The organism is Shewanella bicestrii (assembly GCF_002216875.1).
Taxonomy (GTDB): domain Bacteria; phylum Pseudomonadota; class Gammaproteobacteria; order Enterobacterales; family Shewanellaceae; genus Shewanella; species Shewanella seohaensis.
In genome coordinates this window covers 64,387-84,124 of record NZ_CP022359.1, presented here as the reverse complement: position 1 = coordinate 84,124, position 19,738 = coordinate 64,387, and the positions used below count along the sequence as shown (strand labels likewise).

The following is a 19,738-nucleotide window of genomic DNA, read 5'->3' as shown; positions in this document are numbered from 1 at the left end:
TCTGCGAATCTTCATGGGAGACGGGACTAATCAGAGCCCTCGCTCTTGGATAACATTAGACGCTCGCGCGCAAAATTCCACCCATTCCGATAAGGCGGCGTATAGAGCCTTAGCGGCATCTGAGGTTGGCGCGTACTTATCTCTGTCGCAAGCCCATCTGGTGAACCGCTTCAGGGTATGCAGGCATCGTAGTCAGTGTCTGAGGGTCGGTTGAGGTCAATTTTGACTTCAAGAATCTAGACGTGGAGGGGAGGCCTCATGCCCGGCAAGACTTTAATTTCCATTGGCATGAGGCGCATGTTATTCGTGAACAGGCAAGATCCAAGTTTAAGCTTGTTTACTGATATTTTGCGGAGCCGATGAACTTAGAGAAATGCTCGCACCATATTTGGACCGTTGTAAACTCGTTGACGTTGACGCTTGCAGGAATGGTTTTCTTGAAATTCCCGAAGTTTTTCAATTCGCCAATCAGAATTGCTTCTTTCTTTATGTCCAAAAACGATTCTTTGTCGGTGGCTTGTTTCTTTGTCAGGTAAATTTTGTAGTCTGGACCAGGTGCTACATCACCTTTAAATACAATTTCGTTATCCGTAACAAAAAGTTGTCCATTCGCCCAGTGAAGGGCGTCGCTGCCTTTCTGATCTTTCTTGAACTCTCCGCTATACTTTGCCACCTTTTGCACTTCTTCAATTTCGGCGATGGTGGCGTTTTCTTGTGCTGTCAAAATCGGAAGTATATAGATCCCTAGCCCAACTCCCGCGCCAAACAGAGCCAGGTGGGACGCGAGCAGAATTATTTTTAATTGCTTTTTCATGGGTTGCCTCATGCAGTGAGTTATTTGGTGTGTCCATCATAATAGCTGGTTGCAGGATCTGAGTGCAACACGGTTATTGAATTGAAGCGGGAGCATCATGCCGCATCACCACGGCTTCTTGCATCACTTCGCCCATCACCTCGATCGGGCATTTGAAGTCGAAGCGTTTGCGCGGTCGCATATTCAGTTGCAAAGCGATGGCGTCCAGGGCTTCCTGACTATGCACCGACAAGTCCGTGCCCTTGGGCAGGTACTGGCGGATCAGTCCATTGATGTTCTCATTGCTGCCGCGTTGCCAGGGGCTGTGCGGGTCGCAGAAGTAGATCGCCACCCCGGTCCGCTGGGTGATCTCGGCGTGCCGCGCCATCTCCCGGCCCTGGTCGTAGGTCATGCTCTTGCGCACCGCCAGCGGCATGCCATTGAGCGCCGCACTGAAGCCCTCCAGCGCCGAGGTCGCCGTCGCGTCGGCCATCTTGATCAGCATCAGGTAGCCGCTGGTACGCTCCACCAAGGTGCCCACCGCCGAGGCATTGGCCTTGCCCTTGATCAGGTCGCCCTCCCAATGGCCTGGCATCAGCCGGTCTTCGACCTCCGGCGGGCGCACGTGGATGCTGAGCATTTCAGGGATCTGGCCGCGCCGATCGACGCCGCCAGAGCGCGGCCTGCGACTCGTCTTGCCCTGGCGCAGGCAGATGATCAGCTCCTTGCGCAGGCCACCGACCGGCAGGGCGTAGATCGCGTTATAGATCGTCTCGCGGCAGACGTAGGCCTCTCTGAGGCTGGGTATGTTCATGCTGCGCAGCTTGCCGGCAATCTGCTCGGGAGACAAACCCTCACGCAGCATATGGACGACCAGCTCGAAGCGCTCACTGCCCGGCAGCAGCTTGCACTGAGGCCTGCAGACCTGGCGGCGGACCTGCATCTGCTGCTGGGCAGCACAGGCCTGGTAGCGGGTGCCAGGGGCCCGGTTGCGGCGCAGCTCCCGGCTGATGGTCGAGGGGGAGCGGCCGAGCATCCGGGCAATTCGCCGCTGGCTGAAACCTTGGGCAAGGCCGAGTTGAAGGGTCGCACGTTCGGGGATACTGAGTTCGTGATAGGACATAGTGGCAGCACCGTACCGGAAAGGTCAGGTGTTGCACTCAGTTTTTGCGGCCGCCGTGCGTGATATGGCTTTGAGGGGAGGTAGTCGAAAGAATATTGGTATCTTTTGGGAGTTCTAAGTTTCGACCCGTCACTGGTAAATTCTGGCGCATAAGAGCCTCAAGGGTTGGCTGTTTTATTTTATTGTATTCGGCATTAAGCCCAATTTCTTTAGCGTTACGATAAAGCTAGCATGGAAACGATAGGTGCAAGCAAGTTAAGGGTTGCATCGCGCATGTCAATCTAGGCTATACCCTAACTTGATGTCAGGCAGGGCCGCGCCGCTTCGTCAGAATAGAGTCTGCTTTCCCATTTTTTGACACATGCCCGCGAAGGTTATAGATTTCAGCCTGACAGAAATGGGCTTTGAGGCACAACGGAACAGAAAGTGCACTTAAGCCGCCTTCAACCAAGGAGACATCGTGCAGGGGCACCGCATCGGCTACGTCCGGGTCAGCAGCTTTGACCAGAACCCGGAACGCCAGCTGGAACAAACCCAGGTGAGCAAGGTGTTCACCGACAAGGCATCGGGCAAGGACACCCAGCGCCCCCAGCTCGAAGCGCTGCTGAGCTTCGTCCGCGAAGGCGATACAGTGGTGGTGCACAGCATGGATCGGCTGGCCCGCAACCTCGATGACCTGCGTCGCTTGGTACAGAAGCTGACTCAGCGCGGCGTGCGCATCGAGTTCCTGAAGGAGGGCCTGGTGTTCACTGGCGAGGACTCGCCGATGGCCAACCTGATGCTGTCGGTGATGGGGGCCTTCGCTGAGTTCGAGCGCGCCCTGATCCGCGAGCGGCAGCGTGAGGGCATCGCCTTGGCCAAGCAGCGTGGCGCGTACCGGGGCCGCAAGAAAGCCCTGTCCGATGAGCAGGCTGCTACCCTGCGGCAGCGAGCGACGGCCGGCGAGCCCAAGGCGCAGCTTGCCCGCGAGTTCAACATCAGCCGGGAAACCCTCTACCAGTACCTCCGCACGGACGACTGACACATGCCGCGTCGCTTGATCCTCTCGGCCACGGAGCGGGACACCCTGCTTGCGCTGCCGGAAAGCCAGGATGACCTGATCCGCTACTACACCTTCAACGACTCCGACCTGTCGCTGATTCGCCAGCGACGCGGCGACGCCAACCGCCTCGGCTTCGCCGTGCAGCTCTGCCTGCTGCGCTACCCCGGTTACGCGCTGGGAACCGACAGCGAGCTGCCCGAGCCGGTCATCCTGTGGGTGGCGAAGCAAGTCCAGGCCGAGCCGGCGAGCTGGGCAAAGTACGGCGAGCGCGACGTGACCCGTCGCGAGCATGCCCAGGAACTGCGCACCTACCTGCAACTGGCCCCGTTCGGCCTGTCCGACTTCCGCGCCCTGGTGCGCGAGCTAACCGAGCTGGCCCAGCAGACCGACAAAGGCTTGCTGCTGGCCGGTCAGGCCCTGGAGAGCCTACGGCAGAAACGACGCATCCTGCCGGCGCTGAGCGTGATTGACCGGGCCTGCTCGGAAGCCATTGCGCGAGCCAATCGGCGGGTCTACCGCGCCCTGGTCGAACCACTCACGGACTCGCATCGGGCCAAGCTGGACGAGCTGTTGAAGCTCAAGGCCGGCAGCAGCATCACCTGGTTGACCTGGCTGCGCCAGGCACCGCTGAAACCCAACTCTCGGCACATGCTGGAACACATCGAGCGGCTGAAGACATTTCAGTTGGTGGACTTGCCCGAAGGCCTGGGCCGGCACATCCACCAGAACCGCCTGCTCAAGCTGGCCCGCGAGGGTGGGCAGATGACGCCCAAAGACCTCGGTAAGTTCGAGCCGCAGCGCCGCTACGCGACCCTGGCCGCCGTGGTGCTGGAGAGCACCGCGACCGTGATCGATGAGCTGGTCGATCTGCATGACCGCATCCTGGTCAAGCTGTTCAGCGGCGCGAAGCACAAGCATCAGCAGCAGTTCCAGAAGCAGGGCAAGGCGATCAACGACAAGGTGCGCCTGTACTCCAGGATCGGCCAGGCGCTGCTGGAAGCGAAGGAAAGCGGCAGCGACCCCTATGCCGCCATCGAGGCGGTGATTCCCTGGGACGAGTTCACCGAGAGCGTCAGCGAGGCCGAGCTGCTGGCCCGGCCGGAAGGCTTCGACCACCTGCACCTGGTCGGCGAGAACTTCGCCACCCTGCGCCGTTACACGCCGGCCTTGCTGGAGGTGCTGGAACTGCGCGCCGCGCCGGCCGCGCAAGGCGTGCTGGCAGCCGTGCAGACCCTGCGTGAGATGAACGCCGACAACCTGCGCAAGGTGCCGGCCGATGCACCCACGGCCTTCATCAAGCCGCGCTGGAAGCCGCTGGTGATCACCCCGGAAGGCCTCGACCGGAAATTCTACGAAATCTGCGCCCTGTCCGAGCTGAAGAACGCCCTGCGCTCCGGCGACATCTGGGTCAAGGGCTCGCGGCAGTTCCGCGACTTCGACGACTACCTGCTGCCGGCCGAGAAGTTCGCCGCACTCAAGCGCGAGCAGGCCCTGCCCCTGGCGATCAACCCGAACAGCGACCAGTACCTGGAAGAGCGTTTGCAGCTGCTGGACGAGCAGTTGGCCACCGTCACCCGCCTGGCCAAGGACAACGAGCTGCCCGATGCCATCCTCACCGAGTCAGGGCTGAAAATCACCCCGCTGGATGCGGCGGTGCCGGATCGGGCGCAGGCGCTGATCGACCAAACCAGCCAGTTACTGCCGCGCATCAAGATCACCGAACTGCTGATGGACGTGGACGACTGGACGGGCTTCAGCCGCCACTTCACCCACTTGAAGGACGGGGCCGAGGCCAAAGACAGGACGTTGCTGCTGTCCGCAATCCTCGGTGATGCGATCAACCTCGGGCTGACCAAGATGGCCGAGTCGAGCCCCGGCCTGACCTACGCCAAGCTGTCCTGGCTGCAAGCCTGGCACATCCGCGACGAAACCTATTCGGCGGCCTTGGCCGAGCTGGTCAACCACCAGTATCGCCACGCCTTTGCCGCCCACTGGGGCGACGGCACGACCTCATCCTCCGATGGCCAGCGCTTCCGCGCGGGTGGCCGGGGCGAGAGCACCGGGCACGTCAACCCGAAGTACGGTAGCGAGCCGGGACGGCTGTTCTATACCCATATCTCCGACCAGTACGCGCCGTTCAGCACCCGCGTGGTGAATGTCGGCGTCCGCGATTCCACCTATGTGCTCGACGGCCTGCTGTACCACGAGTCCGACCTGCGGATCGAGGAGCACTACACCGACACGGCCGGCTTCACCGATCACGTCTTTGCCCTGATGCACCTGCTAGGCTTCCGCTTCGCGCCGCGCATCCGCGACCTCGGCGAAACCAAGCTGTACGTGCCGCAGGGCGTGCAAGCCTACCCGACGTTGCGCCCGCTGATCGGCGGCACCCTGAACATCAAGCACGTGCGTGCCCACTGGGACGACATCCTGCGCCTGGCCAGCTCGATCAAGCAGGGCACCGTCACCGCCTCGCTGATGCTGCGCAAGCTCGGCAGCTACCCGCGCCAGAACGGACTGGCCGTGGCCCTGCGCGAGCTGGGCCGGATCGAGCGCACGCTGTTCATCCTGGACTGGCTGCAAAGTGTTGAACTGCGCCGCCGCGTGCATGCCGGCCTGAACAAAGGTGAGGCGCGCAACTCGCTGGCCAGGGCGGTGTTCTTCAACCGCCTTGGGGAAATCAGGGATCGGAGCTTCGAGCAGCAGCGCTACCGGGCCAGCGGCCTCAACCTGGTGACGGCGGCTATCGTGCTGTGGAACACGGTGTACCTGGAACGCGCCACCCAGGGGTTGGTCGAGGCCGGCAAGCCGGTGGACGGCGAGCTGCTGCAATTCCTGTCGCCGCTGGGCTGGGAGCACATCAACCTAACCGGCGATTACGTCTGGCGGCAGAGCCGCAGACTGGAAGACGGGAAGTTTCGGCCCTTACGGATGCCCGGAAAACCTTAGCGTACGATTTTTTCCGAATTCTGCGGGCTCCCCTAATAACACTCTAGGAGATATGTAACATGAAAAAATTAACTGCTTTAATTCTTGGCGTTGGCCTGGCACTGGCGTCACAACAAGTGCTCGCGCACGGCAACCATGCGGATGTAGAGCCAATTACTCAGGCTGAAGCATCAACCAAAGCGCAACAAGTGCTGGAAAAACTGGTCGCCGGCAACAAACTCGGCGGCAGCTGGGGTTCTGTGAAAGCGAAAGAGATCAGCGAGAAAAAATCGCACCATGGTGACCCTGTGTGGGTGGCTCTTTATGTCAATGCAGATGAAAAAGATGCCGGTAAGCAGAACCTCTATATCGTACTGGACGAGGTTGGTAACGTCGTGTCAGCTGAGCATACAGAAAAGCTGTGATTGAGCTTAAGTAACTAACTTTAAGGCCGGTGTCTGCACCGGCCTTTGTTTTTCTGACTCTGGCAATTCATTTCAAAATGCCATTCTTCAATGCACGCAATGCATTATTATGAATTTCATATAGTTAAGCTCTTAGCGTACGTTTCCGTACCATTGGGCTTCATACCCCGTATGCGTCTACCTCACTGGTCGGTAATGTCGCGGCATAGACTGACGAGCATGATGCGGCTGCGGCCATTATCAAAGTTATTACCTTCTTATTCTTCATTTCTCTGAAATCCCCCTTTAAAATATGGAGCTACAACTCATTTGTACCAATCATAATACTATTGATTTCCAAAAGTATCTCTCTCTACTGACTCTATGATGGCTCGCCTTCCAAACACTTGGCCGCTGGCGGCGGCTGGGCCAACGCCAGAGCCTGATCCACACTATCATCCGCCTGAAAAAAATCTCATTACCTCTGACGGATAAAGAAACAGATTTCCCCCTTTGGCAAAAAACAGATACCAAACAGAAAAAGCCACAGAAAAAACACCTGCAACACACACTTCAAATCTATTTCTTGCAGAGAAATACTTGTAGTGCTTTTTTTCGTATCTCGGGGCTCTCATTTTGACTAGATTTTTCAATGTCAACCAAAGAAAGATAACCCCAGTAGGAAGGATAACTATCACAACCCCAAAGAAATAAATTGTGTATATAATAAAATCAAACCAGTTATTGATTTCCATAAGCCGTCCCCAATGCTGCGCCAATAGCAGAACCATGTGAGCCGTATTTAATCCCTGGATTCCTCATTAGCTCTCTTTAACTTTAATATTTTCCTTAGATTTAAGTATCCATAGATTCCTGAGAACACTCCATACCCCCCCCCAAACACCAACGGACAGATATAAGGCGAATTTGCTTAGAGGCCCATTCACATAATTTAATAAAGCGAACACTGCAATTCCTATAAAGGCTCCAGCTAACGGAAATCCAAGCAGATATACTGCTCTATATTTTAAACCGGTTTTTTTCATCTTATTATTTATCTATATGTTTTGAAATCTTATCTACAATGGATGTAGTATCCATATTCATTATCCTCCCTGCTTTTTCAATCAGAAACTCAGCTTCATTTGTTATGTTCTTTGACTCTTCATTAATAATGTCAATGATAGTTTCTAGTGCGATTCCATACTCACCCACATCAATAAATTCTTGCACTTCTATACTTTCAGATTCAGAAAACGAATCAGACAGCACCATAAGCAAAAGATCTAGCGTGGATTCAATTTCTCTATATTCATTTTTCATTTTGGATTCCTTGGTACGTTTGTTGGAAAACCTGAAACAATATCACCATTAGATTCTTGTATTACACGAACATTAATACCTTCTTTAACTGCCTCTGCAATAGTCCTACCACCGCGCCCAGCCTTTCGAGAAACATTTGGATCGGTAGCTATATCGGAAATGACGTGCATAATTTTTTCATCAGACCAACTTTGAGGAAACTCACTTTTTCCAGGCTTGCCTGTTCCTGCTCGATGCCCTCCACCAGTGGCGTCACCATCAAGAATATGCTTACGTCTCTGGGAACTGGCTAGGTCTACAAAATCATCAGCCGTATTTTTAAAAGCGCGTTCCGCAACATTCCCTAGCGCCTTATAGTTGCCAGGCAGGATAATCCCAGCAGCAAAAAGCCCCCCGGAAATCCACTTTTCTCTTGAGGTCGCACAATCACTGGTGATGGTCTTGAAGGTGTCATAGGCGTCCCAAGCGCTCAAGGCAAAGTCTATGGCAACATAAGCCCCCAGAAGAAGCGGCACAAACTCCCCTGTTGGATCTGCATTGCCTATCGGGTTGCTCAGCGCATAGGCATAGGTGTTAATCCCACCAGCCAGCCCAATCGGGTCACTGGTGATGTAACGCCCGGTATTCGGGTCGTAGTAACGCCGCCAGTTGTAGTGGAGCCCGGTCTCCGCGTCGTAATACTGTCCTGGGAACCGCAAATTGAAGGTCGGCCCCTGAGTGGTGATGCTGGCCTTACCGAACGGGCTGTAGCTCGCCTTCCAAACCACTTGGCCGCTGGCGTCGGTTAGCGCCTTCGGGGTGCCCAGATGATCGACGTGGACTTGATAGGTCTGTCCTGACTGAGCAAAGCTCAAGGGGGTGCCATCGAGCCAGATATACTCCGCCAGCACGTCTCCAGTGGCTGCGTCCAGCTCCTCGATGAGGTTTCCTGCCAAGCCGTAAATCAGTAGGCGGGTCTGGCCGTTTAGGGTCTTAGTTACACGCTGATCCAGATGGTTGTAGGTGTAAGCTGCTGTCACTCCAGCGACCGTTGCGGCCACCAGCCGGTTCTGGCTGTCATAGGTGAAGGTATCCGCCCCCTGCTTCGTCAGGTTGCCATTGGCGTCATAGCTTCTGGAGGTTTGCCCAGTCTTCACCAGCCAGTTGTTCATGTAGTTGATGGTGTAGCTTTGGCTCAGGCCATCGGTCGTGATCGAGGTCCTGTTGCCGGTGGCGTCATAGCCATAGCCCAAAACGCCATAGAGCCCCTCAGCAGAGGTGATGCGGCCAACCGCGTCATAACCGAGTGACTGATTGACTGATGAGCTGAGATTGTCGTCTATGGCTGAAATCAACGAGTCTGGCGTGTACCGATAGACCAGCGAATGCACTCTAGTAGCGTCGATGCCGGTGACTCGGTAATTGAGATCCAAAGAGCGACTTTCTGAAATGCCGTTCCATCTGACCATACTGGTGACGGGGCCAAAGGGCGCTCGCTCGATCTGGCTTGCCAGGCTTGTTGTGGTGCCTGCTTGTGTCGTTGCCACCTCGATGACGTCACCGGCTAAATCACGGGTGTAGGAAACCTCACGACCACTGGGATACGTGATCTTCGTGATGAGGCCTGCACCATCGTATTGGTACTGGGTAGTAAGGCTCTGCCCGTGGGTTTCCCAGGTCTCGTAAGCCAACCATCCTTCGGGTGTATAGCCATATCTCCGGACACCGTTGCCATCATCGACTGAGGTCAAGCGGCCCATGCCGTATGGTGAGGTTGCTTCGTCGTACCCGTACAGAATTGGCGATTCGCCAGCGACACCGCTGGATGCCTCGATGATCCGGTTCAGCGCGTCGTAGCTGTAGCTTGTGGTTTGTCCCTTGGCCGTCTTGCGCGTTGCCACGTTACCGGCTTCGTCATAGGTAATGTCGGTGGTGCCGGTGTCCGGGCTCCGGACCTGAGTCACTTCGCCAAAGCCGTTGTAGCTGTAGTAGGTCAGGCGCGAACGAGGGTCGGAGACACGGTAAACATCGCCGGTATCCTTGTAGAGCACCTGCGTGACCTTCCCGAGTGGATCGGTCGTTTGTGTCCGGTGATGGAAGCCGTCGTACTTGTAGGAGTGTGTGTTACCAGAGGGACTGGTCTCCTGTATCAGGTTTGCCACCACATCGTAGGAAAACGATGACTGATTGCTATAGGCGTCGGAGACACTGGAGAGCCAGCCGATTTCGTTGAAGATCCGGCGCTCTATCCAACGGGTCTGGCCCAGCGCATCGAGCAGTCGCTCTTCTACTGGGTTCCCGAGGTCATTGAGCTCAAGCTCGCGCCGGTTGCCCTGTGCATCTGTTTCCGCCACCAGCCGATGTGCAGCGTCGTACTCATAGCTGACGGTTGCACCATTTGGCTTAGTCAGCGAGCTCAGGAGGCCCACAGCATCATAGTTGTAGGCCGTGGTTCCTTCTGGTCCAGTGGAGCTGACAAGTCTTCCTCTGGCGTCATAGGTGAGGGTTTGGGTTACACCGTTGACGCCCTGAATGGTCCCGGCGCGACCGTTCGCGTCGTAGTCACCAAACTGCATCACCTGCCCCAGCGCGTTTGTTGTCCGGATCAGGTTGCCCTGGTCATCGTAGTCAAATGTCGTAACATCGCTGACGTCGGTGCGCGGACCATCAACCGAGGCCAACAGGCTCGGCTTTCCTGTACCAACAGGGGCATAGGTGTAGGTCCATGTCCGGGAAGCGCCCGAGCTGCGATCTGTGACCTTGCGGCTTATCACCCGGAGATGAGTGTCGTAGGTAAGCTCAGTGATCCTGGTTGGTTCCGTGATTTTTGCAGGGAGCGACTTGGAAGGAAGCCAGTCGGTCGTAACCTTGCCCCCATCCTGGTCTATCTGGGTGGTTTCCAATCCCCGGTCGTTATGGGTGAACGTGCGCTTCTGTCCAGCACGATCTGTAATGCTGGAGACGAGGCCTTTGCTGTCGTAGACGTAGGTTTCCTTGCCTCCCACAAAGCCGGTACACGGCGCACCCTCAACAACATCAGGCTTGAGCATCCCGTTGTGACGGCTGTAGGTATATCGCTGAACGTGGCCGAGGGCGTTGGTGACAGAGACGCTTCCGTCAGCGTTGTAGCTTACCTGAGTCTTCTCTGCGCCCCCGGCGTGTTCACTTAGAACTGCTATCCCCTGAGCATCATATCCCCATGTGGCGAAACGGTTGCCGTTCTCGTCCACCAGCCCAGAGAGCAAACCCGGTGCATTCGGGTCATCGTAGAGATAGCTGCGGCTCGTATTGTCCTGGTAGATCACTTCCGCCAGCTTGCCAGCGCTGTTGTACTGGTACTGAATACTGCCACCAGCAGGATCGGTGACACTGACCATGCGGCCATCTTGATGCTGGAACTGGATGTTGCGGCCAAAGCCGTCAGTGATCGAGGATAGCTCTCCGTTCAGATAGCTCAGGGTGATGTGATTGCCGTTGGGCTTCTCGATGCCGGTCAGTCGTCCGGTTTCATCATAGGCCTCGACTACCCCGTCAGATTGAGTGTAACGCCAGCCGGTAGCATCCTTCGTCAAGGTATCATCGGTTTTCCATGTTGGCACCCAGACAGAGGACGAGTTGTAGAACGCGAGTTGTTGCCCTTCTGGCCGGTGCAGGACAACCATGTTCTCACCGTACTTCGAGGCGTTGACCTCGACGCTCCGCGAGTAGGTATGCCGCCAGCCGCCGAGCTCTTCATCAGGAAGGTGGCTATTGTAGTATCTGGTGAATGTGAAAGGGTCGGAGCCTCCGCTTTGATAATCCAGTTCAGCCTGGAACTTGTTGCCGGTGCCAAGATGGATAGGGTTCCCTACACACATGGTCGTTGTTGGTAAGCCGAGATCCCTGTCCAGGAACGGTGTTTTATCCATCTCACCCGGCAGAACATAGGTTGAGCGCCAGTAGACCGTAGCTGGGTCGCCAGTGCAGGTAGTGGGGTCATAATCGCCAGTAGCACCTAGATACTTAAAACAGATCCTGGAGACATAACGGCCATCACCATAACTGGCAACCGGATAAAGCGCATCCCCAACTGGCGTTCCCTTCCCTTGCTCCTCACCAGAGCGATAATTCTTCATGAAGGAATGCGCGTCTATGATGGTGTTGAAGCGCATTTTGTCTACTTCGGTGCTCACGGCTACAACCCGCCATTGTGCAAAAGCAACGCATGGCAAAGTTGCGAGCACCACAACGGCCAATGACCGCAGGTTTCGCATCAGTAAAAGGGAAGGTCTCGATCTCATTTACAGCTCCAGTTTTTATGCTGGAGCTATTTTCAGGTGGGAGAGTCGTTATCAACGACTGCGTTTTTGCCCTTTTAGGGTATGAATACGTGATTTGGAGAGGTTGTGTATTCAGAACAAATGAGAAGCAGGTTACTCATTTCGCTCAAACACTGTGACAAGAACACGTTTTTGGTTGTCGTCGTTGATCACCATCAGGTACTTGAACTTGGAATCTCTATGGCCCCAGACTTCCACGTTATCTACGCGGCCATACTTTCTGGCTTTATGGCGAGCCACTTTCTCGTCAAAGGGTTGAACCTGTAACTCTGGATGCTGGAGGCGACCAACGAGTGAGGCCCACGGTTTTTTAGGGTCTCCAGAGGTTATCCGGGCCTGATACTGATCGATGGCATGTTGAGTAACAAGGACGGGACCAATGGCCGGTGTAGAGATTTCGTCATGGGTTTGAGTATAGGCTTGCTTGTCCACATCGAGGAGCTCAACGTTGCCCTCACCCGGCTCATCCATAAACTCCATGCTCTGCGAAACTTCAATAGTAGCGCCCTTTAAACGTCCAGTGAGGCAAGCCGCAAACTTGAATGCAAACTCCTTGGTGGATTTGCCCAGCGCCAGCTTTTTAATCGCACCTTTGGATACCACCAGCTTGTAACCAGCACCAGCACCTGGCTCTCTGCAAAAAACCTGTTTGTCCAGCGCCAGATAGCGAATGGCTACGAGCTCAGCCAAAAGATCTGCCTCCTCGTTGTCAAAATCAATACGAACATCAAGGATGCCTTTCCGTTTTGTACCAACGCGCCAGAATACAAGGGCTGAATTATTAGAAGTTTTCTTCGAGACAGTAGTCAGTGTCATCATGGTCTATTTCTCCATTATCGGGATAATGGTCGGCATCGCCGCCAGCACCCCTATTCGTTAGGGTTCATTTAGATGCTACCACGGGTTTTAAAAATGCAACCCCTAGTGCCACTCTATTTGTGGTCCCAAGTATTTTTATAAGCTCGGGCTAGGCGTTTCTCTATCACTTCTGACAAATTGCAACCATCGACTTCTGCCAACCGCTTCAAAATCCTGTGGGCTTTATCGCTTATAGTTATGCTTTTACCAACACCATATCCCCTTCTGCGACGTTGCCTAATTGATGTCCCGAGTTTATTGATTTGCTCTGCTGTCAGATATTTATTAATCCATTCAGTGAGTTCTGATGGTGATCGCCCCATGCTGTTCAGGCTGTCCACGGCTTCAAGTTTCTTATCGAATGGGACGTCACGCCAGAAAGCTGGGCGCGAAGCAGCTCTGAGGAGATAGATCGCCGTAGCCTGAGCATCTTCATTGGATACTTTCAAAAAAACACCTTTACCGTTACATGTCACACCAACTTCATCGTGACATGTAACACTTCAAACTGCAAGTATAAAAAAAGGCCAGCTATTGCTGGCCTTTACGTTCATTATCGCAGTTACTCTTTAGGCGTTGTGATGCTTTTTTTCCTTCTGTTTCTCATGGTAGAGATACAGACTGCCGCCAGTGACGACAGTGAAAAAAATGAGCAACCCCAACATGCCTAATGTGAAAGCGTCCATTTGACCCCCTTAGGAATTGCTGACCTTGGTTAAGATTATACCATAGATCCACAGGATAACCCCAATGACCAACACCAAACCGGCTTCTTTGACGGTTATAGTGTCCCCAGATACAGCCAATCCTACAATACCGACACCGATGGCTGTTACGGCGACCTTACGCAGGTCTTCACCGATAGCTCCCAGAGTCTTCTTGTCAGGAGAGAAAAGACGCACAAACCACGTCTTAATACGCAAAAACTTTTTCATGATTACCTCCATAGTTGAAGAGGAGGCGAATCATGCCCGAGAGGGCATGAACACCCCCTCAGGGTTAAAGTTTTAGGCAGACAAAGCTGTTGGCTTCGCCTTGTTCATCTTCATTGAGTTAATGATCTTCGTCGCTTCATCAGCAAACGGGCCAGTAACTTGGATAGGCTCCCTTCTTGCGAAGGAGGCTGTCACCATCATTCTCTGGCCGTGCATCAGATGACGATACCGAGACCGCATAAGCTCAACGTAGGCCGCAGAGTCCCCCTCCCACCCCTCAGGGGGAGAAAAGGGGCACACCGCGTCGTTACCAGGCGTTGTATCAACCTTCGAGACATCAATGACGGCCATACTCAGCTCTCCTTCTCGCAATGAAATCGCGCAGGTAGCGAGCATTCGGGAAACCGAGGCTTCCCTGACTCATCAGGACATCGTTCCAGTCAATCCCTTTCGCTCTGGGCGGGATCGGGAGTTTAGGCAGCAGGACGTACACACGAATGCCGCGCTTCTCCAGCTTGGCTTTCAGCACGTTCGCTGACTTCTCACCAGTCACAGACTTATCTTTGTCAGCCCAGATCAGTACGGTGTGAACACCTTCTGGAACCTCGAAGGACTCCATCAGGGTCGCATTGACCGTTGACCAAACCGGGATTTGAGTGACTCGATAAGCTGACAGGGCTGTTTCCAGCCCTTCTGCAACACCCAGGATACCCTCAGTCGGTTCACCGAGGCGGATGGCCGCGCCATTGACATCCAAACCGTCAGGAATGGGCATCATCTTCTTGGCGTTGCCGACCTTGGCTTTTTTACCGTTTTGGGTGAGATAGGTGCGGTGGAGCGTTACCAGGTTGCCTTCCACATCTCGGATAGCGCAGACGATAGCCGGGAATTTCCCAACTTCATTGCCATCTTCGTCGTAGTAGGCCATAGCCGGATTGAACCGCAGACAGTCTGTTTTTTCTACTTCATCAACCTTGAACAGAAGCTCGCGGTTTTTGAAGTACAGACGCATTGGCTCAGTCACATGACTGGAGAACGGCAAACACTCGTTCCATACCTTCTCGATTTTCTCACGGAGACGAGCACTGTAAGCGCGTTCGCGCTCCATTCTCTTCTCCATTTCTTCTTGGAGCTCAAGCAGCCAAGGCTTAGGTTGTTCACGAAACATCGGAACAACTTTCGGCTTGTTTTCGCTGCTTTGCTCTTCCGGTTGTGTGGCCGCATGTTGTACTTGCGGTGCCGGAGCTTCTACCGTGCGGTTGACCACAGGGGCCGACTCAACATGGTGACTCACCGGCTCAACACCACCGTTCGAGCGAGCGCGGAACTGCGTTACCGTAGCGCCGCGACGTTCCACCAGCCAGGTGTTGCGATGCGTTTGCATAGGTTGTTCTCTCACAACATTCCCCTGCTCGTCCTTAACTTCAACGACGACAGTTACAGGCTCGCGCCCGAGGTTTGTCATGACGATCTCATCCCCATACTTGGCTTCACTTTCACCAATGGCTCTTTCAAGATCCACGCCCCAGATGGTGCGTTCCAAACCGCTCTTGTCACGGATGAAGGCAAAGTAGCTGAGCTCGTTGTCTTCGTTATGCTCATAAGGAGCTTTACCGTGGGCAATCAGAGTACCGGCAATGGATTTTTTACGATTCTTGGAATCGAGAACCTTGTTATTCACCTTCATAGGCTCTTGCTGAACAGGCGCTTTGGCCTGGACAGGAGCTCGTGTCGGTGCAGCGGCTTGTTGATACTGGGGTTGCTCTTTCTCAACGCCCAGATAATCACCAACCTCGCTCAGGCACTGTTTAAAGTCCCAGTTATTGAGCCACATCAGCAGCTCAAAACCATCATGATTGGCACCGCATGTATTGCATACGCCGCCACCAGTCAGGTGGGCATCCTTGAACAGTCGGAAGCCATCTTTCCCGCCGTGGATAGGACAAGAAACATGACGACCAGGTTTACGGAGAGCTGGTTCAAGATGGGGCGCTAGGGCCGCCAGGATGAATAGCCAGTTTCCGTTTGCAGCTTCACGAACGGTGTCAGCTTTGTAGTAAGACATAGGTTTTCTCCTTAGCGTGAACCCCAGCATCGAGGCTTCCTTAAACCCCCGTCGCCAGGGTTTTAAGGAAACCCCGACACCGGGAGAATGTGCCAAGGAGGCTCCCCAGCCGGGGAGAACTCCCCGGCGAGGGGTTTAAAAAGGTCGCCCCCGAAACGGAGGCGAATTTTGTGAATATCACAAGCACAAATGAGTGCCATCTTCCGAGGCCATCATGATTGTGACATCTGCGGTTACAGGATCTGACTTAATCACAACCTCAGTGGGTTTGAAAAAGCCATCTACAGTGGGCATGGGGTAATAAAGACGAATCTTTCCCCAATTCTTGTTGTCGGTAAAAGCGACCTTTGTTTGAGCAACACAAAGCTGCAAAAACATGAAAAGGAAGTCTTCTACCGAGTGCTTACCATCTGCACCAAATACTCCATCGACAATTGCCGGGGTCACTGCCACATTGGTCAGGAAACCAGCTTGTTTACCGATGGAAGATTGGTCCACCAGCAGACCATCATTGATGGCTTGTTGACGGATTTGGGCGAGGTCCAATTTAGCTACTTGGTTCATAAGGTGTACTCCAAAGTTAATGGGTACACCTACCCCGTGCGGGGAAGTGTACCCGCATGGGTTATTGAAAGGTCACGGCCAAAGCCGAGCTTTAAGGTTCCGAGTTTTACGCTGGCTGAATGCGCCAAAGAACGGTCGGAGGAAACGAGTCAGCGACACGCTTCACATTCGCGTAAAGAGTGTCCTTAAAGACACGCTCTAAGCGACGACCACCTTGACGATAAACCAACTTAAAGTCTTGGAATTTGTTCATGGATACCTCCAGAAATAACGGGAGGTATCTCCAGCAGGAGATAGACTCCCGCAGGGATTAATAAATTAACGTTAATTTGCTGTTTGTTTTTGGCGACCAGCTATCGCACGCTTTCGCCCTCAGGGAGGACAAAATCTGCTTACTGATGGCTTAACCATGAGTAAGAAGACTTGGGAAGTAAAGCAGGGGTTTCCCCCTGCCTTGTTATGCCGCTTTGAGGTGGCGAGAGAAAAAGTCCCTGGTTTGCTGGATAGCGCCCCGGAGAAGTTCTCGTCTGTAGCCAGCGTAGCTCTTGTCATCACTGGCAACGGTCAAGCCGTGCAGACTCTCTTCACCCAGGACAATCTCGTTTTCACGAGAGAGTACCTCAACACGTAGGCCAAGCACTCGCTCTTTCCCTTCCAGGATAGAACAAATTGTTTGGTCTCTTACTTCGTCATCCCAGTGGCCCATATCGAAATCCCGCTCAGGGAGTTCAGTAACACGCACCAGGTAGTTTTCAGTGGCCCGTTCCCAAACCACTTCATCTTCGCATGGAGAGGCCTCGATCAGCGAGTACCCGTCCGCTTCGAGCTTCTTGGAAAGACTTTTTACATCATCCGCCAGCTCCAGCACAAAGCGTTCCCAGAGGTCTTGCCAGCGCTCGACCATATCCTGGTTAATCCCTTCAATGCCGGTGCCAATCATGGAATCATCATCAGGGAAGATCCCTGTGAAGTCCACGTTGTCGTCGATGTTCATGCAGTTCCAATGGCTGTAGTGATGCCCGTGACTATTCCGAGTAATGGACAGGTCACAGGAACCATATTCGCGGAGGACAGAAAGCATATTCTCAATGTCTTTCTGTGCCATCAGGTTCTTCACGCGGCTGACAGCATCCACTTGGCCGGGCTCAGTGCTGAATAGGCGATTCATGAGAGCTTTGACGTCATCAACGCTCAAATCCCCGTAGAAGGCTACGCCATCCCCCTGGCAGTATCCGAGACTGTACTCAATCGTCAGATCATCCGGGTATCCACACTTAACCAGTTCGTTTTGAAAATGCTGTTTAATCATTGGTATCTCCTTAATTTCAGAGGGAGACACCATCCCCTCAGGGACCGATGTCCCCCGTGGGGTTAATGTTTGGGTTAAGAAGCCTTGCGGTTTAATTCAGTATCAAATCGAGGACCTTTGAGAACCGCAGTTTTCATAACCTCGAAGTTTCTTGGGTAACGCAGCTTTGAAACTGCGCCAGCTCGGATGTCGGCAGCCTCACTTGGAGAGACTAGCCTTAACCCTTCGCTGGTTTCAGCGTAGAACCAACCGGCATAACGCTCATAGGCATTCTGCTGGTACTGTTCAGTCGCCATATTCTTCCGGATCGCCTCTGTTAAGGCCTCAACAACACCGTCATCTTTCGTGATGATGTTGAAAACATGAGAGACGGTCAGGAAGTTCCCAAAGAAGCAGGCTGCCCCAAGCCAAGGCTGGAACATTTCGCCATTTCGCCCCGTCCTCACCATTGGTTCAAACGGGTATGGGCGATAACAGTGATACTGCTCAAACATCGGGTCAAGAACGTTGTCACCCAGGACATCCAGTAAAGTCTGAATGCTGTCCGGGTCTTGGCCTGCCCACTTACTCCCATTGCTGAGAATCAGTGTTTTACCGTCAGTACGCTCCAGAGCTTGTTCAAAGTTAGACATAGTGCATTCCTTTTGGTTAGGACGCACCACACCCTCTCGGGATGATGCGCCCGAGTGGGTTAGTTGAGAAGGCTTAGCCGTCAAGTCCGTAAATTACGGCGGAGCCGGGCTCCATCTCGACAACTTGTGCGCTTCCTTCTTCTATCAGCTCCTGCATGTAACCAGACTCAGCATCCGGATTACGTTCGCAGTGTTCGTCCCAGCGTTTCAAAAGCCCTTCTGTGGCTTGTCCGTGGGTCTCACCAAGGCCGATAAACTCATAGTGTCCTGTGTTTACGATGATCACCACCATAGCTAGTGCTCTCCTACAGGTCACTTGGTACATACAGGTCATCTTTGATGGCAGAAAAATCGACAGGAGACTGGTCCCCATAGGTTCGATTCACGCCACCAGCATCATCGACACTGACAAAAACCGTGCGGAGTAAACCGCTGGGCTTTGCAGGGTAAACGATGCTGACATGCTGACCTTTGTACTGTTCTGACAAAGTGCTTTGAAGCTCATCAACCGAACGGAATTTCCGGTCGCGGCCAAAGTCCTTAATCTTGATGTCGCCAGGGATTGGATTAGTCATCGTTACCCCCTGCCAGCAGTTTATCTACTGAATGGCCGAGTCCGTTACCAAACCATTTGTCCAGAGCGTCGATTTCCGGGAAGTCCGATTTCACCTGAGCAACAACACGTTCCATTTTGCTGAGAGCATCCTGGAACTCAAGGCCATTACCTGCGGCCACCTCAAGTTTGCACTTGATGTAAGCGGAGTAGGTATCACAGGCCTTAACCAGTGATTGTTCATAGCCACCGGGAGCGAAGGCTATGGCGACTGCATCCTGGAGTTCTTCGGGAAGAGTCTGGATGAGTTTGTCCTCTGCGGCCTTTTCCAGTCGTTCAAACTCACGCTGCAAAACAGCGTTTGCTTTCTTGACCGGTGTTACAACATCCGAACAGAGAACCTCGGCTGCATCATGCAACGAAGCATGAGCAAGCATGACTGCCAGATCCACCGACTTCCCTTGCTGAATGGCAATATTGCCAGCCAGGTAGGAAAGCAGGGTAACAACAGCGCTGTGTTCCAACACAGACTCCGGTTGAACAGAGTGCATCAGTGACCAGCGTTTGATCAGGCGTTGGCGCAAGGCCAGAGCTAGAAAGCCGAAATTTGAATTAGACATAGTGCCTCCAAAATTGGTTGGAGGTACACCAAAGCCGACCGGGCCTTGGTGTACCCGGTTGGGTTACTTAGTTATCTCGGGTCAAGCTGCTTAGCTATAGCGAGTAAAAACGGATGGAATGGATGATCTTGCGGGACACCCCCAACAAGCTCACGGGCTAAACCGACTGAGTTTGTAGCCAACACCTCTTTGACGGCCAGAATGATTTCATTGTCGATTTCATCCTGGGTCTTTCGTTGTTGGTCCACCAGCCGACTTAACTTGTCTAGGCTCATGCTTCTCTCCTTTGTT

At 53.8% G+C, this 19,738-nt stretch carries 22 protein-coding genes and 1 pseudogene; 3 read left to right on the top strand and 20 right to left on the bottom strand.

The genetic code is table 11. From position 1 onward, the window contains the following. Positions 1-337: 337 nt before the first annotated feature. Together CF168_RS21445 and CF168_RS21440 are read right to left on the bottom strand one after the other, a co-directional pair. Positions 338-814 carry a DM13 domain-containing protein gene (locus CF168_RS21445; RefSeq protein ID WP_011711661.1) on the bottom strand — a complete coding sequence of 159 codons (477 nt, stop codon included), beginning with the start codon at positions 812-814 and terminating at the stop codon, positions 338-340. A 73-nt stretch (positions 815-887) separates the two neighbouring features. Next, positions 888-1,916 (bottom strand): IS30-like element ISShes10 family transposase, encoded by a 1,029-nt coding sequence (locus tag CF168_RS21440; protein ID WP_011711660.1) that lies wholly within the window; start codon positions 1,914-1,916, stop codon positions 888-890. A gap of 460 nt (positions 1,917-2,376) precedes the next feature. On the opposite strand from CF168_RS21440, the gene CF168_RS21430 reads away from it, so the two are divergent. Genes CF168_RS21430 through CF168_RS21420 form a run of 3 tightly spaced genes read left to right on the top strand, consistent with a single transcriptional unit; the run spans position 2,377 to position 6,311 of the window. Further along, positions 2,377-2,937: a recombinase family protein gene (locus CF168_RS21430; RefSeq protein WP_001161490.1), complete on the top strand. Its 561-nt coding sequence runs from the start codon at positions 2,377-2,379 to the stop codon at positions 2,935-2,937. 3 nt (positions 2,938-2,940) lie between these two features. Then, the gene (locus CF168_RS21425; RefSeq protein WP_001138014.1) at positions 2,941-5,907 is read left to right on the top strand and encodes a Tn3-like element TnAs1 family transposase; all 2,967 of its coding nucleotides are present in this window, start codon (positions 2,941-2,943) and stop codon (positions 5,905-5,907) included. A 59-nt stretch (positions 5,908-5,966) separates the two neighbouring features. Next, on the top strand, positions 5,967-6,311 hold the full coding sequence (locus tag CF168_RS21420) for a DUF6488 family protein (protein ID WP_089069021.1): 345 nt from the start codon (positions 5,967-5,969) through the stop codon (positions 6,309-6,311). 169 nt (positions 6,312-6,480) lie between these two features. On the opposite strand, the pseudogene CF168_RS22595 reads toward CF168_RS21420, so the two are convergent. From CF168_RS22595 to CF168_RS21335, 18 genes and pseudogenes are all read right to left on the bottom strand, one after another. Then, positions 6,481-6,579: pseudogene (locus tag CF168_RS22595) on the bottom strand (hypothetical protein); the annotation flags it as partial. Between the two features lie 166 nt (positions 6,580-6,745). Then, positions 6,746-7,045, bottom strand: a complete 300-nt coding sequence (locus CF168_RS21415) for a hypothetical protein (RefSeq protein ID WP_011872911.1) — start codon at positions 7,043-7,045, stop codon at positions 6,746-6,748. 295 nt (positions 7,046-7,340) lie between these two features. Continuing rightward, positions 7,341-7,613, bottom strand: a complete 273-nt coding sequence (locus CF168_RS21405; RefSeq protein WP_000787563.1) for a MafI family immunity protein — start codon at positions 7,611-7,613, stop codon at positions 7,341-7,343. Next, positions 7,610-11,764 carry an RHS repeat-associated core domain-containing protein gene (locus CF168_RS21400; RefSeq protein WP_167373724.1) on the bottom strand — a complete coding sequence of 1,385 codons (4,155 nt, stop codon included), beginning with the start codon at positions 11,762-11,764 and terminating at the stop codon, positions 7,610-7,612. The genes CF168_RS21405 and CF168_RS21400 overlap by 4 nt, the downstream gene beginning before the upstream one ends. A 240-nt stretch (positions 11,765-12,004) precedes the next feature. Continuing rightward, positions 12,005-12,730, bottom strand: a complete 726-nt coding sequence (locus CF168_RS21390) for a hypothetical protein (protein ID WP_000988732.1) — start codon at positions 12,728-12,730, stop codon at positions 12,005-12,007. A gap of 113 nt (positions 12,731-12,843) precedes the next feature. Beyond that, complete coding sequence (locus CF168_RS21385; protein ID WP_000868821.1) at positions 12,844-13,218, bottom strand: hypothetical protein; 375 nt, start codon at positions 13,216-13,218, stop codon at positions 12,844-12,846. A 120-nt stretch (positions 13,219-13,338) separates the two neighbouring features. Beyond that, on the bottom strand, positions 13,339-13,455 hold the full coding sequence (locus CF168_RS22420) for a hypothetical protein (RefSeq protein WP_000338626.1): 117 nt from the start codon (positions 13,453-13,455) through the stop codon (positions 13,339-13,341). Between the two features lie 9 nt (positions 13,456-13,464). Continuing rightward, entirely contained in the window at positions 13,465-13,704 is a 240-nt protein-coding gene (locus CF168_RS21380) for a permease (protein ID WP_000714162.1), read from the bottom strand. Positions 13,705-13,776: 72 nt separating this feature from the next. After that, positions 13,777-14,055, bottom strand: coding sequence for a hypothetical protein (locus CF168_RS21375; RefSeq protein WP_000268337.1), 279 nt, complete (start codon positions 14,053-14,055; stop codon positions 13,777-13,779). Beyond that, positions 14,042-15,769, bottom strand: coding sequence for a DUF7146 domain-containing protein (locus CF168_RS21370; RefSeq protein ID WP_000122923.1), 1,728 nt, complete (start codon positions 15,767-15,769; stop codon positions 14,042-14,044). The genes CF168_RS21375 and CF168_RS21370 overlap by 14 nt, the downstream gene beginning before the upstream one ends. A 177-nt stretch (positions 15,770-15,946) precedes the next feature. Then, positions 15,947-16,333 carry a hypothetical protein gene (locus CF168_RS21365; RefSeq protein ID WP_001077335.1) on the bottom strand — a complete coding sequence of 129 codons (387 nt, stop codon included), beginning with the start codon at positions 16,331-16,333 and terminating at the stop codon, positions 15,947-15,949. A 106-nt stretch (positions 16,334-16,439) separates the two neighbouring features. Then, entirely contained in the window at positions 16,440-16,586 is a 147-nt protein-coding gene (locus tag CF168_RS22415; protein WP_001032042.1) for a hypothetical protein, read from the bottom strand. A 204-nt stretch (positions 16,587-16,790) separates the two neighbouring features. After that, positions 16,791-17,642, bottom strand: a complete 852-nt coding sequence (locus CF168_RS21360) for a hypothetical protein (protein WP_000595210.1) — start codon at positions 17,640-17,642, stop codon at positions 16,791-16,793. A gap of 74 nt (positions 17,643-17,716) precedes the next feature. Then, entirely contained in the window at positions 17,717-18,274 is a 558-nt protein-coding gene (locus tag CF168_RS21355; protein WP_000064431.1) for a pyruvate dehydrogenase, read from the bottom strand. A gap of 73 nt (positions 18,275-18,347) precedes the next feature. Beyond that, entirely contained in the window at positions 18,348-18,566 is a 219-nt protein-coding gene (locus CF168_RS21350; protein ID WP_000260293.1) for a hypothetical protein, read from the bottom strand. Between the two features lie 13 nt (positions 18,567-18,579). Further along, a complete protein-coding gene (locus CF168_RS21345) occupies positions 18,580-18,849 on the bottom strand; it encodes a hypothetical protein (protein ID WP_000184110.1) in 270 nt (89 codons plus the stop codon). Further along, a complete protein-coding gene (gene yfbR, locus CF168_RS21340; RefSeq protein ID WP_000071870.1) occupies positions 18,842-19,447 on the bottom strand; it encodes a 5'-deoxynucleotidase in 606 nt (201 codons plus the stop codon). The genes CF168_RS21345 and yfbR overlap by 8 nt, the downstream gene beginning before the upstream one ends. 71 nt (positions 19,448-19,518) lie before the next feature. Next, positions 19,519-19,722, bottom strand: a complete 204-nt coding sequence (locus CF168_RS21335; RefSeq protein WP_000050848.1) for a hypothetical protein — start codon at positions 19,720-19,722, stop codon at positions 19,519-19,521. Positions 19,723-19,738 lie beyond the last annotated feature (16 nt).

Bases quoted from the DNA above. Each gene is read 5' to 3' on its own strand.
- CF168_RS21445 (WP_011711661.1), bottom strand. From the start codon at position 814: ATGAAAAAGCAATTAAAAATAATTCTGCTCGCGTCCCACCTGGCTCTG.
- CF168_RS21440 (WP_011711660.1), bottom strand. From the start codon at position 1,916: ATGTCCTATCACGAACTCAGTATCCCCGAACGTGCGACCCTTCAACTC.
- CF168_RS21425 (WP_001138014.1), top strand. From the start codon at position 2,941: ATGCCGCGTCGCTTGATCCTCTCGGCCACGGAGCGGGACACCCTGCTT.
- CF168_RS21420 (WP_089069021.1), top strand. From the start codon at position 5,967: ATGAAAAAATTAACTGCTTTAATTCTTGGCGTTGGCCTGGCACTGGCG.
- CF168_RS21415 (WP_011872911.1), bottom strand. From the start codon at position 7,045: ATGGAAATCAATAACTGGTTTGATTTTATTATATACACAATTTATTTC.
- CF168_RS21405 (WP_000787563.1), bottom strand. From the start codon at position 7,613: ATGAAAAATGAATATAGAGAAATTGAATCCACGCTAGATCTTTTGCTT.
- CF168_RS21390 (WP_000988732.1), bottom strand. From the start codon at position 12,730: ATGATGACACTGACTACTGTCTCGAAGAAAACTTCTAATAATTCAGCC.
- CF168_RS22420 (WP_000338626.1), bottom strand. From the start codon at position 13,455: ATGGACGCTTTCACATTAGGCATGTTGGGGTTGCTCATTTTTTTCACT.
- CF168_RS21380 (WP_000714162.1), bottom strand. From the start codon at position 13,704: ATGAAAAAGTTTTTGCGTATTAAGACGTGGTTTGTGCGTCTTTTCTCT.
- CF168_RS21375 (WP_000268337.1), bottom strand. From the start codon at position 14,055: ATGGCCGTCATTGATGTCTCGAAGGTTGATACAACGCCTGGTAACGAC.
- CF168_RS21370 (WP_000122923.1), bottom strand. From the start codon at position 15,769: ATGTCTTACTACAAAGCTGACACCGTTCGTGAAGCTGCAAACGGAAAC.
- CF168_RS21365 (WP_001077335.1), bottom strand. From the start codon at position 16,333: ATGAACCAAGTAGCTAAATTGGACCTCGCCCAAATCCGTCAACAAGCC.
- CF168_RS22415 (WP_001032042.1), bottom strand. From the start codon at position 16,586: ATGAACAAATTCCAAGACTTTAAGTTGGTTTATCGTCAAGGTGGTCGT.
- CF168_RS21360 (WP_000595210.1), bottom strand. From the start codon at position 17,642: ATGATTAAACAGCATTTTCAAAACGAACTGGTTAAGTGTGGATACCCG.
- CF168_RS21355 (WP_000064431.1), bottom strand. From the start codon at position 18,274: ATGTCTAACTTTGAACAAGCTCTGGAGCGTACTGACGGTAAAACACTG.
- CF168_RS21350 (WP_000260293.1), bottom strand. From the start codon at position 18,566: ATGGTGGTGATCATCGTAAACACAGGACACTATGAGTTTATCGGCCTT.
- CF168_RS21345 (WP_000184110.1), bottom strand. From the start codon at position 18,849: ATGACTAATCCAATCCCTGGCGACATCAAGATTAAGGACTTTGGCCGC.
- yfbR (WP_000071870.1), bottom strand. From the start codon at position 19,447: ATGTCTAATTCAAATTTCGGCTTTCTAGCTCTGGCCTTGCGCCAACGC.
- CF168_RS21335 (WP_000050848.1), bottom strand. From the start codon at position 19,722: ATGAGCCTAGACAAGTTAAGTCGGCTGGTGGACCAACAACGAAAGACC.